At 39.7% G+C, this 16,230-nt stretch carries 13 protein-coding genes; 9 read left to right on the top strand and 4 right to left on the bottom strand.

Annotated elements, in window-relative coordinates; all coding sequences use genetic code 11:
* The first annotated feature begins 18 nt into the window (after nucleotides 1–18).
* Entirely contained in the window at nucleotides 19–1,386 is a 1,368-nt protein-coding gene (gorA, locus tag AC21OG_RS07245; RefSeq protein WP_487378243.1) for a glutathione-disulfide reductase, read from the top strand.
* A 119-nt stretch (nucleotides 1,387–1,505) separates the two neighbouring features.
* On the opposite strand, the gene smpB is transcribed toward gorA, so the two are convergent.
* Entirely contained in the window at nucleotides 1,506–1,982 is a 477-nt protein-coding gene (smpB, locus tag AC21OG_RS07240; RefSeq protein WP_487378245.1) for an SsrA-binding protein SmpB, read from the bottom strand.
* A gap of 448 nt (nucleotides 1,983–2,430) precedes the next feature.
* Nucleotides 2,431–3,366, bottom strand: coding sequence for an IS256 family transposase, variant Zn-binding type (locus AC21OG_RS07235; RefSeq protein WP_487377836.1), 936 nt, complete (start codon nucleotides 3,364–3,366; stop codon nucleotides 2,431–2,433).
* A gap of 162 nt (nucleotides 3,367–3,528) precedes the next feature.
* On the opposite strand from AC21OG_RS07235, the gene coaD reads away from it, so the two are divergent.
* Together coaD and AC21OG_RS07225 are read left to right on the top strand one after the other, a co-directional pair.
* A complete protein-coding gene (coaD, locus tag AC21OG_RS07230; protein WP_486547027.1) occupies nucleotides 3,529–4,038 on the top strand; it encodes a pantetheine-phosphate adenylyltransferase in 510 nt (169 codons plus the stop codon).
* A gap of 72 nt (nucleotides 4,039–4,110) precedes the next feature.
* Nucleotides 4,111–4,362, top strand: a complete 252-nt coding sequence (locus tag AC21OG_RS07225; RefSeq protein WP_486547028.1) for a YfhL family 4Fe-4S dicluster ferredoxin — start codon at nucleotides 4,111–4,113, stop codon at nucleotides 4,360–4,362.
* 440 nt (nucleotides 4,363–4,802) lie between these two features.
* Here the strand turns inward: AC21OG_RS07225 and AC21OG_RS07220 are convergent, their stop codons facing one another.
* A complete protein-coding gene (locus AC21OG_RS07220; RefSeq protein ID WP_487378337.1) occupies nucleotides 4,803–5,180 on the bottom strand; it encodes a hypothetical protein in 378 nt (125 codons plus the stop codon).
* A gap of 383 nt (nucleotides 5,181–5,563) precedes the next feature.
* Here AC21OG_RS07220 and AC21OG_RS07215 point away from each other — a divergent pair, with 383 nt between their 5' ends.
* From AC21OG_RS07215 to AC21OG_RS07190, 6 genes are all read left to right on the top strand, one after another.
* Entirely contained in the window at nucleotides 5,564–8,098 is a 2,535-nt protein-coding gene (locus AC21OG_RS07215; protein ID WP_487378336.1) for a YgiQ family radical SAM protein, read from the top strand.
* 442 nt (nucleotides 8,099–8,540) lie between these two features.
* Nucleotides 8,541–9,386 (top strand): DsbC family protein, encoded by an 846-nt coding sequence (locus AC21OG_RS07210; protein ID WP_487378335.1) that lies wholly within the window; start codon nucleotides 8,541–8,543, stop codon nucleotides 9,384–9,386.
* Between the two features lie 634 nt (nucleotides 9,387–10,020).
* Entirely contained in the window at nucleotides 10,021–11,409 is a 1,389-nt protein-coding gene (locus tag AC21OG_RS07205; RefSeq protein ID WP_486547032.1) for a homoserine dehydrogenase, read from the top strand.
* Nucleotides 11,410–11,577: 168 nt separating this feature from the next.
* A complete protein-coding gene (locus AC21OG_RS07200) occupies nucleotides 11,578–12,759 on the top strand; it encodes a thiolase family protein (RefSeq protein WP_486547033.1) in 1,182 nt (393 codons plus the stop codon).
* Nucleotides 12,760–13,665: 906 nt separating this feature from the next.
* Nucleotides 13,666–14,514, top strand: coding sequence for a DUF2382 domain-containing protein (locus AC21OG_RS07195; protein WP_487378334.1), 849 nt, complete (start codon nucleotides 13,666–13,668; stop codon nucleotides 14,512–14,514).
* A gap of 519 nt (nucleotides 14,515–15,033) precedes the next feature.
* Complete coding sequence (locus AC21OG_RS07190) at nucleotides 15,034–15,696, top strand: YsnF/AvaK domain-containing protein (RefSeq protein ID WP_487378333.1); 663 nt, start codon at nucleotides 15,034–15,036, stop codon at nucleotides 15,694–15,696.
* 158 nt (nucleotides 15,697–15,854) lie between these two features.
* Here AC21OG_RS07190 and AC21OG_RS07185 read toward each other — a convergent pair whose 3' ends face one another.
* Nucleotides 15,855–16,220: a hypothetical protein gene (locus AC21OG_RS07185; RefSeq protein WP_487378332.1), complete on the bottom strand. Its 366-nt coding sequence runs from the start codon at nucleotides 16,218–16,220 to the stop codon at nucleotides 15,855–15,857.
* Nucleotides 16,221–16,230 lie beyond the last annotated feature (10 nt).

Here is a 16,230-nt window from a genome sequence, read left to right as displayed (position 1 = left end):
AACTAAAAAGGTTTAACAATGACAAGACATTATGATTATATTGCAATTGGTGGTGGTAGCGGCGGTATCGCCTCACTCAATCGGGCGGCAAGTTACGGTAAAAAGTGTGCCATTATCGAAGCCAATCACTTAGGCGGTACCTGTGTCAACTTAGGCTGTGTACCCAAAAAGGTGATGTGGTATGGCGCGCAAGTTGCTGAGGCGATGCATAAGTATGCGCCCGATTATGGGTTTGATGTGGATGTTAAAGGGTTTGACTTTAGCAAGCTCGTAGCAACCCGTCAAAAATATATTGGCAATATCCACCGCTCTTATGAGACCAATCTAGGTAAGAATAACGTTGAGGTGATACACGGCTTTGCTAAATTTGTCGATGCCAAAACAGTCGAGGTCAATGGCGAGCATATTACTGCTGACCATATTTTGATTGCGACCGGTGGACACCCTATCCTACCGGATATCGAAGGTGCTGAGTATGGTATTGATTCAGATGGGTTCTTTGCTTTAGACCAGTTACCACAGCGAGTAGCAATCGTCGGTGCAGGCTATGTGGCGGTTGAGATAGCGGGTGTGCTGCGTAGCTTAGGCTCAGAGGTTGATTTATACGTGCGTCAACACAGCCCGTTACGTCAATTTGATCATGATATCGTCAATGTGTTAATTGAAGAGATGGAACATGAAGGCATACACCTACATACTTATGCAACGCCCACTGAAATCATTAAAAATGAGGATGGCACTTTAACAATCTGTCTGGAAGATAGGAAGCACAATGGGCATCAAAAAACGGTAGATTGTCTAATCTGGGCAGTGGGACGTGCGCCCTCAACTGATAATATCAACTTAGAAGTGACGGGAGTTAAGACCAACGCCATTGGTAAAATTAAAGTCGATAAGTATCAGAACACCAATGTCGAAGGCATTTATGCGGTGGGGGATATTATTGAAAACAGTATCGATTTAACGCCTGTTGCCATTGCCGCTGGTCGACGCTTGTCAGAACGTCTTTTTAATAATAAACCTAATGAGCATCTGGACTATAGCTTGGTGCCGACGGTTATCTTTACCCACCCGCCAATTGGGACTATTGGATTATCCGAGATGCAAGCCATCGCCCAACATGGTAAAGAAAATATTAAATGCTATATGTCGACGTTCACCCCGATGTACAGTGCGGTGACCCAGCACCGTCAAAAGTGCCGCATGAAATTAGTATGCCTAGGAGAGGATGAAAAAGTAATCGGCTTGCATGGGATTGGCTTTGGGGTAGATGAGATGATTCAGGGCTTTGCGGTTGCTATAAAAATGGGTGCCACCAAAGCGGACTTTGATAATACAGTCGCCATTCATCCAACGGGCTCTGAAGAATATGTGACGATGCGTTAGGGCTAAGTTTGGCGATTAATCGCTTAAGATTGAAAGTCAAAAAGTCGAGTTAGTTGTCAGATATAAGAAAAGCCATTCTGCAAGGAATGGCTTTTTAGTATAAATTATTAAGAAAGCATTTAATCCAAATGCTGTTTAAAACCGCGCTGCTGATCGCGCTCCCAATCTCTATCTTTTAGTGTCTTACGCTTATCGTGAAGCTTCTTACCTTTGGCTAAGCCAATTTTGCACTTCACTAGCGAGTTTTTCCAATAGACTTCTAACGGCACACAGGCATAGCCTTTTTGATTGACCGCACCGAATAAGGTATTAATCTCTTTACGATGAAGCAATAGCTTTCGGGTACGAATACTATCTGGATCAACGTGTGTCGAGCTTGATAATAGTGCCTGAATGTGGGCACCAAACAAGAAGGCTTCATTATTTCTAAATACCACGTAAGATTCGGTTATACTCATCTTGCCGGCACGGATCGCTTTCACTTCCCAACCTTGAAGCTCTAATCCTGCTTCAAACGTTTCTTCAATAAAATACTCATGCCGCGCTTTTTTATTCGCCGCAATTTGATTGGAGGGTTTTCTGTTCTTTTTCGCCATAATATTGTCTCTCTAAAGGCAAAGTGGCTTTTATTCTGCCACTTGTCGTACGTGTCCCTAATCTCATTTAGTTGCCTACGACTATAGATATATGTCGTACTGAGTTAGGTCGAACTGGTAGTATAACAAATTAATCCCTACGACTATTTCATCTGTTTGTAATAACTACTCTATGATATTTAAAACTATGAGGTTTCAAAGTTGGCAAGTTAGCGAGGAAGTTAGTAACTTATTCGCTTAGTCATATTCTTAGGTTAGTAACTTAGCAACTTAGTTCACTCATAACCATAATAAACGTTAATGAACGTTAAGCTAATTGTATTGGCTAAACGCGATAAAATAAGAGACGTAAAGTAGCAGGCTAATAGCTCAACACAATAACTCGAGGTGTAATGGACAAAATTCAGGCTAAAAACGAGCGGTTAGTCTCTAATGGACAAAATTCAGGCTAACCCGCAGAGTATGTCATTAAAAAGTTGTTAATAAACTTAAGCTTACGTTGTTTATTAAGTCCATTATGACTGCTTAATTGGCGTTTTAACTCACTAAACAAACCTTCTAGAGAATTGGTCGTATTTGGAATGTTTAAGTCATCTAATTCTCTATAAGTGAATAACCATTCACTATTTACTCGCAAGCTTCTATAGGCACTTCTAAGACGCTTATGGGTGTACCAAGTCTTACCAGTATCTGTATTGATACTACGCTCATTTAAGTAGCCCTCATGAGTCAAATACCAGCAATCCAAGTCTTGAATGAACGTTGTCTTATCATAATCCTTTATGTTTAAAGCGAGTTGTCTGAGTGCAATACTAGCGATATTTTGAGGTCGGCGAGTTAAGTATCGAGTGATGATCTGTAGCTGATGAAACTGGCACATTTGCATGGGTATATCTTTAAATAAAGCGTTAAGACCTCGTCTTCCATCGCAAGTAATACTTGTTATATCAATACCTTGTGATTTTATATCCTCTATTCCTAGCTTATACAGCGCGTTGGTCTCATAATGAATAATGCGGTGATGCAATACAGCTTTGCTTGTATAGTCCATAAATACCATTAAGCCAAACGTTCTACCAAAGTAAGTAGTGTCCATCACTATGTTGGCACGAGAAGGTAGCTTATTAAGTGACTTTATTTCAATAGTATCTAGTCGCCTTTGTATGGTCTTTATGCTACAGCCATACTTATGAGCAAGTTGTTTATAAGTCTGTTTACCTTGAGTATATTCTTGCCACAAAGTTGTATTATTGAGCCTTTTGCCACCTAAAAACTGCCGATTACAGACAAGGCATTTGTACTGCTGTTTCCCTGATTTATAACCATTCTTTTTAGTGTGTTTTTCACCACAAAAAGGGCAGTTTTTTGATTCATGGCTTTCAATCCTTGCAAATACTTATAGTATAAAGCTTTAAAGGGGGTGTCAGCCTGAATTTTGTCCATTACACCTAACTCGACATAAGTATGGTTAATGACCTTACTTGCATCGTCAAAATTTGTTACGATAGGCGCTTATATCTCTTAATCATTATCTTGGCCTACCACCATGACAAAAACCTCTTCTTTATATACTAAAATCATTTATCCAGGTACGTTTGACCCCATTACCAACGGTCACCGTGATTTAATTTTGCGCGCGGTTAAATTGTTTGACGAGGTGGTGATTGCCGTGGCATTGGGTCATCACAAAAAACCCATGTTTAGCTTTGAGGAGCGGGTTGAATTGGTGGAGACGGTATTTGCTGACTTACCGCAAGTATCTGTGGTTGGTTTTGAGGGACTATTGGTAGAGTTTATGCGAGAGCAAAAAGCGACTGCGGTCTTGCGTGGTCTACGCGCGATGTCAGACTTTGAGTATGAATTTCAGCTGGCCAATATGAACCGTGAGCTTGATGAGGATTTTGAGGCAGTATTTTTGACCCCTGCCCCGCAATATTCTTTTATCTCATCCACGATGATTCGTGAGATTGCCAAACTTGATGGGGATGTGGATAAATTTGTGCCGCTATGTGTACAAAAAGCATTTGACGATAAGCGGGCGAATGATTGGCAATAGGTGCATACTTTAGTATAGGTACATAACTGGCAATAGAGTTTATAAAACGTTTCACTGGGTTAGGAGTTTGCAATGGCGTTAATGATTACTGATGAATGCATCAACTGTGATGTTTGCGAGCCTGTTTGCCCAAATGATGCCATCTATGAGGGTGAGGAAATCTATGAGATAAATCCTGACTTGTGCACCGAATGCGTGGGTCATTTTGATGAACCTCAATGCGTACAGATTTGCCCAATTGATTGTATCCCTCAAGATCCCAACCATCCTGAAACTGAATCTGACTTAATGTCGAAGTATAAGCGGATTACGGGAAAGGAGTAGCTTTTAGCTGTCTGCTACTTTAAAAATTAGTAAAATAAATGAGCCCTAAGTCTTTAAAAGACTTAGGGCTTTTTATTGCCATGCGATTAATAAGGCTAGAATGATTGGTCTGAATTAATGAGCATTTATAAGATAATGAGCTCTGCCTTAGATGCGGTTTAGCCTCGATTGAAGCGGATATACTTGGTGAAGTACTGGGCTGCGAGCGCTTGGTAAGTGGCGGTATCGCCGAGCAGGAACGACACTTATCAATAGCGCTCGCCCCAGTACTAGCCAAGATAGTAGCGAAAAGCGAGAGGAGCTCCAGTGGCTATCATTACATTGACAATTAATATAGCGCTTATTATGCCAATAGTTATCGTTTCAATATCTTCAGACTATATATCATTGCTTTCATATCAGTGCTTACGCTATTTTATTTTTAACCAAAGCTTAAAGTCTTAAGATTTTGTGCGAGACATAATATAGGGCAAGGCGGATATCGCCATCAATAGACAATATAAACCCAGTCCTAATCCGTAGTCGTCAAGATAATTGTAGGTATAGGGGAAGTTTTTGAAAAACTCGTACGTGAGTATCACGATTCCTAATAATGGGAACAGTAATGCGATTAATGAATGGGTAAAGGCTACTTTTTGGCACTTGTATTCGCCTTTTAGATGCAATAGCGTGCTGGCGATAAGATGAATGAGAAAAAACGGGACGATGACCAGCCAAAAGAAGTTGATACTCATGCTTGAGGAATGCCAACCGGCATAAGCGGGACTGGTTATTAGGCCTATTAATAAAGTCGATATAAGAGTGATAGGATTTAGCATAGGATTAACCACTTAATAGTGCACTAGATACTCTTGTACTTTAGCTTGAGTGTGAATAAGTTTAAACAGGTATTGATAAAGTCTGACGTGTTAATTGATGGTCTTAGTTACTGTTAGCATTTTGCGACTACAAACTAACTTTTTATAAGCTATAGTGAATGATTAATTTATCATAATGATAACTAAAGTTTTCTTTGTTGTAATCGTACCCTAGCCCATTCTTTTCTGTGTAACAAAACTCGGATGGTTGCCAAGTTGAAGCAAATTCATGTTAAAATGAGGGTTATTCTTTTTAAGCGTAACATTAACGGTATTATCCCTCTTTCATTTATTACCCTCATTTATCATATCTCTGTTCATAAATCATTATCTAGGTTATCCCCATGTCAGCTGAAACCATTGCCCGCACCGCTTTTAAACAAGGTGTTACGCCTTTATATGACTACGATAAGCACTGGGCAAGTTGCTATGACCCTGCGCCTTTTCTGCCGATGTCACGCGCTGAGATGGACGAGCTTGGCTGGGATGCCTGTGATGTGATTATTATTTCAGGCGATGCGTATGTCGATCATCCAAGCTTTGGTATGGCGATTATCGGGCGGTTGCTAGAGGCGCAAGGCTTTCGTGTGGGTATCATCGCTCAGCCTGATTGGACCAGTAAAGACGCATTTATGGAACTGGGTAAGCCAGTCTATGCGTATGGGGTTACCGCTGGCAATATGGATAGTATGATTAATCGATATACTGCTGACCGCCGTATTCGTAGTGATGATGCCTATTCGCCGGGTAATGCCCCAGACAAACGTCCTGACCGTGCGGCGATAGTGTATAGTCAGCGATGCCGTGAGGCGTATCCCGATGTGCCAATTATACTCGGTGGCATAGAGGGCAGTTTGCGCCGTATCGCACATTATGATTATTGGTCCGATAAAGTGCGTCGTAGTATTTTGCTGGATAGTCGTGCCGATGTCTTGCTATATGGTAATGCCGAACGGGCGATTGTGGATGTGGTGCATGGTCTGTCAAAAGGCTATACCTTTGAACAAATGAGCGACCTACGTGGTACGGCTTATCTATTGACACCTTCTCGTCGTCACTGGAAGGCTGGCATGGTTGAGGTCGCTAGTAACGATGTGGATACCGTGGGCCGTGTCGATCCGATTATTAATCCTTATGTGATGACGGAAGACTTAGACAGTTGCTCTATTGAAAAAGAGAAAGGCATTACCGAGAGTGGTTATAACCAAAGCAAAAAGGACAGCATAAAAGAAAGTCTGTCATCTATGGAGCGTCAATATAAAGGCTTTAAGTCAGAGCCTGTAGAGAATAAGGTCATTAATGCCGATCAAGTCAATGATGATGTTCAGATTGTAAAAATGGTTGGTCTTGAGACTCCGAAAAATAATAACCAACAATCGGAAAACAGCCTCTCAGAACCCAATAAACCAAAAACCGCGCGTAAGCATAAGTTAAAATTACCACCCCGCGAGAAAACGGTCATTCGCCTGCCCGATTATGAACAGGTGAAATCTGACCCAGTTCTCTATGCCCATGCCAATCGTATCTTGCATATGGAAACCAACCCCGGCAATGCCCGTGCGCTTGTGCAGCGTCATGGCACTGGTGGTGGTAATTCAAAAACGGACATCGATGTTTGGCTTAATCCGCCCCCTATTCCATTGTCTATGGAAGAGATGGATTATGTGTTTGATTTGCCTTACCAGCGAGTCCCGCATCCAAGTTATGGCGATGCGCGTATTCCTGCGTTTGATATGATTAAGTTTTCGGTCAATATTATGCGTGGCTGTTTTGGCGGCTGTACGTTCTGCTCAATTACCGAGCATGAAGGACGCATTATTCAAAGCCGTTCTGAAGAGTCTATTCTGCGAGAAGTAGAAGCCATTCGTGATACCGCACCTAACTTTACTGGGGTAATATCAGACCTTGGTGGCCCCACTGCCAATATGTATCGCCTAAGCTGTAAAGATGAGACGATAGAGAAGAACTGTCGTAAACCCTCTTGCGTCTATCCAGATATCTGTGAAAATTTGCTGACCGATCATAGTAACTTGACCAAACTATATCGTAAAGCACGTGATATTAAAGGGGTAAAGAAAATCCTGATTGCCTCGGGGTTGCGATATGACTTAGCGGTAAAAGACCCTGAATATGTTAAAGAGCTAGTCACCCATCACGTCGGTGGTTATCTAAAGATTGCACCTGAGCATTCTGAGACAAATGTGTTATCGAAAATGATGAAGCCGGGTATGGGTTCGTACGATACGTTTAAACAAATGTTTGAGCAGTACAGTCAAGAGGCTGGTAAAGAGCAATATCTGATTCCTTATTTCATTGCCGCTCATCCGGGTACGACAGATGAAGACATGATGAATCTAGCGCTGTGGCTAAAACGTAACGACTTTAGAACCGATCAAGTACAGGCATTCTACCCTAGCCCAATGGCGACTGCGACCACCATGTATCACACGCACAAAGATCCGCTACATAAAGTGACTCGTAGTGAGGGCGATGTTGAAATCGTCAAGTCAGGCAAACAGCGTAAATTGCATAAAGCCTTCCTACGTTATCATGATCCTAAAAACTGGGGCATGCTTCGTGCTGCTTTAAAACGTTTGGGCCGAGAAGATTTAATCGGGACAGCGCGTCATTGTCTAGTACCTCCGTTTAATTCACGCTTAGAAGGTAGAGACAGTCAAGACACTTATCAGTCAGCACGTAAGAAAAACAGCCGTGTAGGATCAGATTCAGTGAAGCGTAGCAATAAACCTAATTCAGGAAAAGGGGCTAATTCTCGCAAAAGCTCAGAATCTAAGCCTGTTAGAAATCAGCGCAAAAAAGTTCAAAAAGGCAACTTCCAGACACAGCATACAGGATTACCGCCTAGAGTGAGTAAGTAGCGTCATAAGGTAATATTTATAACCGTTATATTTACCTTTAATGCCTTACTGTAAACCATAGTAGGGCTTATGTTTATCTAGCATATAACTTATTTAGAATATGCTAAACTTGGTGTTTAATTAATGCTATAAATGTCTAATTGTAAAATAGGACTTTCGCAAATAACAATATTTAGACACTTAATATTTAGACACTTATTGAATTGATAGGTGACTGGGGATTATTTATTTAACGTCTGGCTCTGCCTTATAGACCGTGCAAAACGATAATTATCGACGATGAAAATTTTAATTTTGCGTCAGTCATATAACAATAGAATTCTCAATTTTGATTAATACGCTTTTTTTATCAAACCATAGCTTTTAATCAAATCATACTTTAAAACCCTATATTCTAATTAAATACTATATTCTAAAAGATATCTATTAAGAGATGACAGTTATGAATCAATTATTTAGCCGACACCGTTTCGATCATTCTTTTAAATTATCAAAATTAGGTTTATTAGCATTGGTTATTGCGGTCGCAGGCTGCAATAGCAATACCACTGAAGCCAAATCAAGTGAGATTACTAGCTCTAAAACTGCTTTAAACGTCCAGTCCACATCAAATGAGATCCCCAAATCAGACCCTGAAGTCGTTGCCGCTTTGGAAGCGAACTTTAAAGCGTCTGGATTTAATCAAAAAATCTATGCGGCTATTCCCACCAAAATGAACAATATTTACTGGGTGACTGGCGAAGGTATACCTGCATTTTTTACCGACAAAGAAGGTCGTCATATTATCCAAGGTCAGATTGTTGAGATTGGTCAATCACGCCCTGTAGATATCAGTGCGGAATTGGTCGCAAATACTGCAAGAGAAAAGCTGGCAGCGGTCGATAAAGATGAATTAATCATCTATCCCGCTAAAGGGGATGCCAAAGCAGTGGTTTATGTCTTCACTGATGCAGATTGCCCTTACTGTACGAAGCTTCACTCAGAAATGGCTGAAATAAATAACTTAGGCGTCGAAGTTCGCTATTTAGCATGGCCTCGCAGTGAAAAAAGTATTCCAAAAATGGAAGCTATCTGGTGTAGTAGTAATCGAAATTCAGCCATGAATCAGGCCAAATCTGGACAACCTATTTCAGCTCCTAAATGTAATAGTCCCATTATGTCGCATATTAAGCTTGGTATGAGCTTAGGAGTGAGTGGTACGCCTGCTATATTTACAGAATCAGGACAACAGATTGGTGGTTATTTGCCTGCTAAGCAACTAGCGGAGGCGGCTATTAATAATCAATAGCTTCTTTTATTAGACTGTGCATTATGGACCACCTGAGCATAATGTTGAGATAGGTTATAGAGTTTTGCTATTTCCAACTTAATAAAGGATCTGTCATTGACAGGTCCTTTTTTTAGTAAACCCCTAAATCAAACGTGACCAATAATGAATTCAGTAAGCACAACTCAGTAAGCACAACGAAGATAGGTTATTTTATAATAAAGGCATTAAAAGGGTTAGACCTTTATTCGCTTTTCATAGACTGCTAATATAAGGACCGTTTTAGACTAAAGCGTCAGTTAAATTGACCACCGCTAAGTTACTTTTAGACCTCTACCATGGTAACTTTAATCTTAAGTCTATTGAATGTTTATCTACTCTATTTAAATGAAAGAATGTACTATAGTCATAGGCAGATAAGAGATCATGAGGTCAGCCCATTTCATGCACTACACTACTCGTCTGAAGGTGGTTGACACCATAGCGCTTTAGCTAAAATACGACTATATTCATATTTTTAGTATGAGAGGGCAACTATCTGTATAAAACTACCTATATAATGATACGCTAGATTTTCGCTGTTACTATATTTAGCTATCAGTCAAAATTCGATCTACTCTCTATAATAACGTTTAACAATACTACTGAGGATACCGTGAGTAAATCTATTAAACTTGCCATATTAGGGCTTGGCACCGTAGGAACGGGTGTGCTAGACCTTCTTAAAGACAACTTGTCAGAGCTTAAAAGACGTAGCGGCCATGACATCGTCATTAGCCAAGTTGGCACCCGTCGTCAACGCGATGATATAGATCAAACCATCAAACAAAACGGTGATTTGATGGCCATTGTTGAAAGCGATGATGTTGACATAGTCATTGAAGTTATTGGGGGGTTGACGGTTGCCAAAGACGTCATTACTCATGCTATAAAAAGTGGCAAGCACGTGGTCACTGCCAATAAAGCGCTTCTTGCCGAACATGGCAATGAAATTTTTGCGTTAGCAGACCAACATAACGTGCATGTGGCTTATGAAGCAGCGGTTGCTGGTGGTATTCCTATTATTAAAGTCATGCGCGAAGCGTTGGCTGCGAATAAGGTCGACTGGTTAACAGGTATTATCAATGGTACTGGCAACTTTATTATGTCAGAGATGCGTGATAAAGGTCGTGACTTTGATGATGTGCTTGCTGAGGCTCAAGCTCTTGGCTATGCCGAAGCTGATCCTACTTTTGATGTAGAAGGTATTGATGCGGCGCATAAACTTGCTTTGTTGGCTTCGATTGCTTTTGGTATCCCCCTACAGTTTGACAAAGTTTATTGTGAAGGTATCACAAATATCACCCTACAAGATGTCACATATGCAGAAGAACTGGGCTACCGCATAAAGCATTTAGGCTTTGCGGTACGTCGATATGCAGACTCAAATAATACTTTAAATAACACTTCAAACAGTACCTTAATTAGTGCGTCAAACAGTAATGAGGTTAATAAGCCGGTAACAGGTATTGAGCTGCGAGTACACCCTACACTCATTCCTCAAGACAAGTTACTCGCAAATGTCAACGGTGTTAAGAATGCCGTATTGGTGAATTCTCACCCATTAGGTCAGACCCTTTATTACGGTGATGGTGCCGGTGCCGGTGCCACTGCTTCTGCTGTGATGGCCGATGTGATGGATCTGATTCGTGTACTGACTGTTGAGGACCAAGGACACCATGTGCCGCATTTGGCATTTATTCCTGATGCGCTATCAGATACTCCTATCTTACCGGCAGACGAGATGGTGACAGGATACTATTTACGACTGCAAGCCACTGATACACCAGGGGTATTGGCCGATGTGACTCGTATTTTGAGTGATGCTGGTATTAACATCGATGCGATATTACAGAAGCCTGCCCATCAAAAGGGACAAGTTCCAATTATCATACTTACATTACCGGTTATTGAAAGTCAGATGAATGTCGCCATTAATAAGATAGAGGCCTTACCAGAAATTACAGCTGATGTGGTACGAATTCGATTGCATGAGTTAGATTAAGTGGCATTAAATGTGTTAAATGTATAGGCAAATGTAAAAAACATTAGCGCCAACCCATTTGCCGTTTGTAAATTTAATGGTTTGCGATTTAACCTTTTTTAATGTGTTCTACTTTTAATATGTTCTACCATTTTTAAACCATTACCTACTTTAGTTAAGGATATTATTATGTCAACAGATTCAATTGTTATTGTCAGTGGTGCGCGCACCCCAATGGGCGGATTTCAGGGTGATTTATCTGGCTCAACTGCCCCACAATTAGGGGCTGCTGCAATTAAAGCGGCTGTAGAACGTGCAGGTGTAACACCTGAAGAGATTGATGAAGTCATTATGGGCTGTATTTTAACGGCTGGCGTGAAGCAAGGTCCTGCTCGTCAAGCGATGCGCAATGCAGGTATTCCAGATAGCACTGGCGCTGTTACCATTAATAAGCTGTGTGGATCAGGCCTAAAAGCCGTAATGCAAGCGCATGACTCTATCAAGGCAGGCAGCGCTGACATCATTGTTGCCGGTGGCATGGAGTCTATGACCAATGCTCCTTACGTTTTACCACAAGCTCGTAGTGGCTACCGCATGGGACATAATGACGTTAAAGATCACATGTTCCTTGACGGCCTAGAAGATGCGGATACCGGTAAGTTAATGGGTCAGTTCGCTCAAGAAATGGCGGACGAAAAAGGCTATACCCGTGAGCAAATGGATGATTTCGCTATTGAGTCGTTAAACCGTGCGCTAACGGCAATCAATGAAGGTCACTTTAAGAATGAAATTACCCCTGTTACTATTAAAGGTCGTAAAGGTGATGTCGTCGTAGAATCTGACGAACAGCCAGCTAAAGCCAATGCTGAGCGTATCCCTACTCTACGTCCTGCTTTCGCAAAAGAGGGTACCATTACTGCCGCAAATGCCAGCTCCATCTCTGATGGTGCCGCTGCTGTGGTTGTGACCTCAGAGCAAGTTGCCAAAGACAAAGGCTTTAATATTGAAGCCCGTATTGTTGCTACTGCCTCCCACTCACGTCATCCATCAGAGTTTACTATTGCCCCTATAGGCTCTATTGAAAAAGTACTAGATAAAGCAGGATGGTCGGTAGAAGATGTAGACCTATGGGAAATCAATGAAGCCTTTGCGATGGTGACTATGGTAACGATGGATGAATTAAACATCCCCCATGCTAAAGTCAATATAGAAGGGGGTGCCTGCGCCCTAGGTCATCCAGTAGGATGTTCAGGGGCTCGTATTTTAGTTACCTTGATTAATTCTTTAAAACGTACTGGCGGCAAAAAAGGGGTGGCATCATTATGTATCGGTGGTGGTGAAGCTGTCGCTGTTGCCATTGAACTAGCTTAATAGATTTCTAATGTTTAAAGGTTATGAGTTTATAGTTAACTGCTAAAGGCAACCTTAATAATTACTATATGACACATGGTCTATTTAAGTGTTAATTTGGATTAAGTGTTAATTTGGAATTAATAAGTACCGAGGATGCTTTCAACTATTATCTTATTACTAAGACTTCTTTAACGTTTAATACCTCTATTAAAATGATGTTAATTTAAATTCTTATTTGAATTCTATAAAAGAGCCTTCACTATTGAAGGCTCTTTTTTATTATAGTATTACCTCCTATATTAGATAATGAATCTTGTCAGTCTTATTTGCACTGCCATATTAGATAGTTTAATTTCTTGATTTAATGCAAGTTTATTCATTTGTCTATATCAAACTGTAAATCTAATAGAAAGCTATGTTATCGCAGTTACAGCGCCTTACAGCTTTTTACGCAAAATAATAATGTGATACTCGTTCACTATATAAGCCTCACTCTCATATTGTTACTCTATTACCAAGTCATCGGGACAGACCATAAGTTTATAAATTACATAGTTAATTTATTGATTTAATAATAGGTTTTTAATTGGTTTGCTAATCATTATTTACCATCAATGATGTCCTCGATTTACTTACTAAGGAGTTTATAGCTAAATTCTATTAGGTATTAAAGTTTATGCTTAATATTTTCTAGTTTAAATGACAATTGGTTTAACCTAAAATTTTACTAATTCTCATATATTTAATACTTGAGATTTAGATAATGATATTTAGTGAATCATTAGGTTAGTTTAGAAATTTTAGCTTAATTTTTTCTACTATAAATAAATTTTTGGGTTAGACAATTTATTAATAAGATAGCTAGATTTTATTTTTTTTAATTTTTTCATAATTTAAATTCACACTAAAAGAAGGAAAATTATAATGAGTCAGTTAATTCGTTTAAAAGATATTCAAGAAACTCACCGTGATCTAATTGGTGACGACTATTATGACCCAACTGGTAAAACTGCTTACGGTGCCGGTGAAGAAAAAATTGGTAAAATTGAAGGCGCTTTGGTAGAAGATGTATCTGGTCGTATTCGTTATCTAATCGTTGATGCTGGCGGTTGGTTTAGCTCAAAAGAAGTATTAGTTCCAGCTGGTTTAGCACGTATCGTTGGTGATGATGTGTTCTTTGATAGCTTGACTAAGTCTCAAGTTGAAGCTATGGAAGAGTATGACAATGACTATCAGTACACTTATGAAGAGCAAACTAAGAAAGACCGTGCTGCTTTCGTAGCTGATACCGTTCCAACTGAAGAACGAGTAGAGCTTAAAGAAGATTATTACAATGCACCAAACACTCTTGAGCTACTAGAAGAGCGTTTAACCGTAAACAAAGATCGTATTGTTGCTGGTTTAGTAAAAGTAGGTAAGCACGTTGTCACTGAAGATCGCCAAGTCGATGTTAATCTTGAAGAAGAACATGCTCATATTGAACGTACTGAAGTGAACCGTCCAGCTAACCGTCGTATCGGTGATGATGCGGGCCAAGATTCTGTACAAGTTGAGCTTGAAGCTGAGCGTGCTAATGTCAATAAAGAGACCTATGTTACTGAAGAAGTAAACGTCGGTAAGACTACTCAAACACGTAAAGAAACCATCCATGACACTATCCAACGTGAAGAATTAGACGTTGACCGTGATGGTAATATTGTAGACCGTGAAGGCAAAATCGTAAATCGCGATGATATTACAGCGGATGATGTACGCGCCGTACGTGGCAAGTAAATCTACGCTTTTATTAAGCAGATTAATCGCTCTAAAAATGGATTATATATATTGAATTAAGGATTGATATAGATTAATTCGTCATTCCAAATTCAAAAGTTATTTATAATTCATATGAAAAGCCAGGGTTTATACTCTGGCTTTTTTAACGCTAGACAATACATAATGATACATAAAATATTGATACATATTAAAACTATTTATTTAAGGTTATTGGCTATTCTAAGAATTATTAAAGTACTACAATTAATCTACTACTAAAATCGGTTCAATATTGTGGTCAACACAGCGTTAAATAATAGCTTATTTTGTAATTATGAAAATAGGGTTACCGTTTAAGTAATTTTTTAATTGACAACTCTAGTTCGCCATTTGCTCTTTAATTTTGTGTGACTACGCTTATTATCGTAATAGATAATATACTTTAGCAGTCAAGCTACTAAATAGTTAACATTACTTATTACATTGATATCAACACATAGTTATTAACACATAGATATTTGCTTTAAAGGGACTCATATGAATCACTCAGATAATACAAATAATGAAAAACTGGACTTAACACAATCTAATACCGCTACCCCAAACTCTGCAGGTAAACAAAACTTAGATTCGAATAATAATGAACTGCCTAGTAAATCAGCGGTCATTGATAACTCTCTTAACAATTCTCTTGATGCCCCTAATGACTCTACCCTAGGTAATCGCAATCTCGTCGGTAAGTTAGAGCTTCTTGAAGAGCGTGCGGTCGTCAATAAAGAGCGTTTAGATATTGGTAAAATCAATGTTACTAAAAAAGTCCGCACCAAAACAGTTAACGTTCCCATTGAATTAGCGGAAGAGGTTTTGGTCATTGAAACTGAATATTTTGATCCAGATTCAAAAGAATTTTTAAACAGAGATGTTGGCACTAATGATATCGTTCGCCTCATTGAACCTACGCTTAATAACAAAGCCAGTATTAAAGTCAATGGCTCTGATATTTCATTAGAAGACGGACCCATCGAGCTAGTTATTTCACGTCAAGTCGCAGTCATTCAAAAAGAAACCTATACGGTACAAGATATTGCAATTGAAAAATCAACTCATATTCACAAAGATACTTTTAATGTTGAACTCCGTCATGAAGAGCTTGATGTGCAAGAAGAAGGGTTCTTAGATCATCAGAATTCAAAACGTTAGTTGTTTTAGGGTTAATACAGTACTTTCAAATCCACTACCTTCAGCGTCTTTAGAAGTGTAATAGTTGGAAAGCTTCTTATAGCATTGTTTTAATTAATCAAAACGTATTAAAGCCAGCATTTAGCTGGCTTTTTTGTTTGTATTTACTTTATTTAATACTAATTTGACTGAGTATTCGAATCTGAATTTAACTCAGCATCAGGGGGAGTCTCTAAGTTATCTGACTCTAAATTGTTATTTGGAGCTAAATCCACATTTGAGTCTAAGGAGCTATCCGAGTTTATATCACTATTGGTGGTAACAGCATCATCGGTCACGCTTTCTGATTGCGCATCGACAACATCAAGATCATCAGCCACAATAGCCGGATCATTGCCTTCAGCAGGTGCAGCAGACATCGCTACGTCAGCTTCTGGGTTTGTCTCGGGAGTGTCGTTGGTTTCTTTTTGACAAGCGTTAAGTGCCATAAGCGCAACAAGTAAAGACGTCCACAGGGTAACTTTTGCTGACTTGGTATTTATCATAACAGGTATC

The sequence above is a fragment of the Psychrobacter sp. CX5 genome (assembly GCF_057621535.2).
This window is presented reverse-complemented; position numbering and strand designations above follow the sequence as displayed.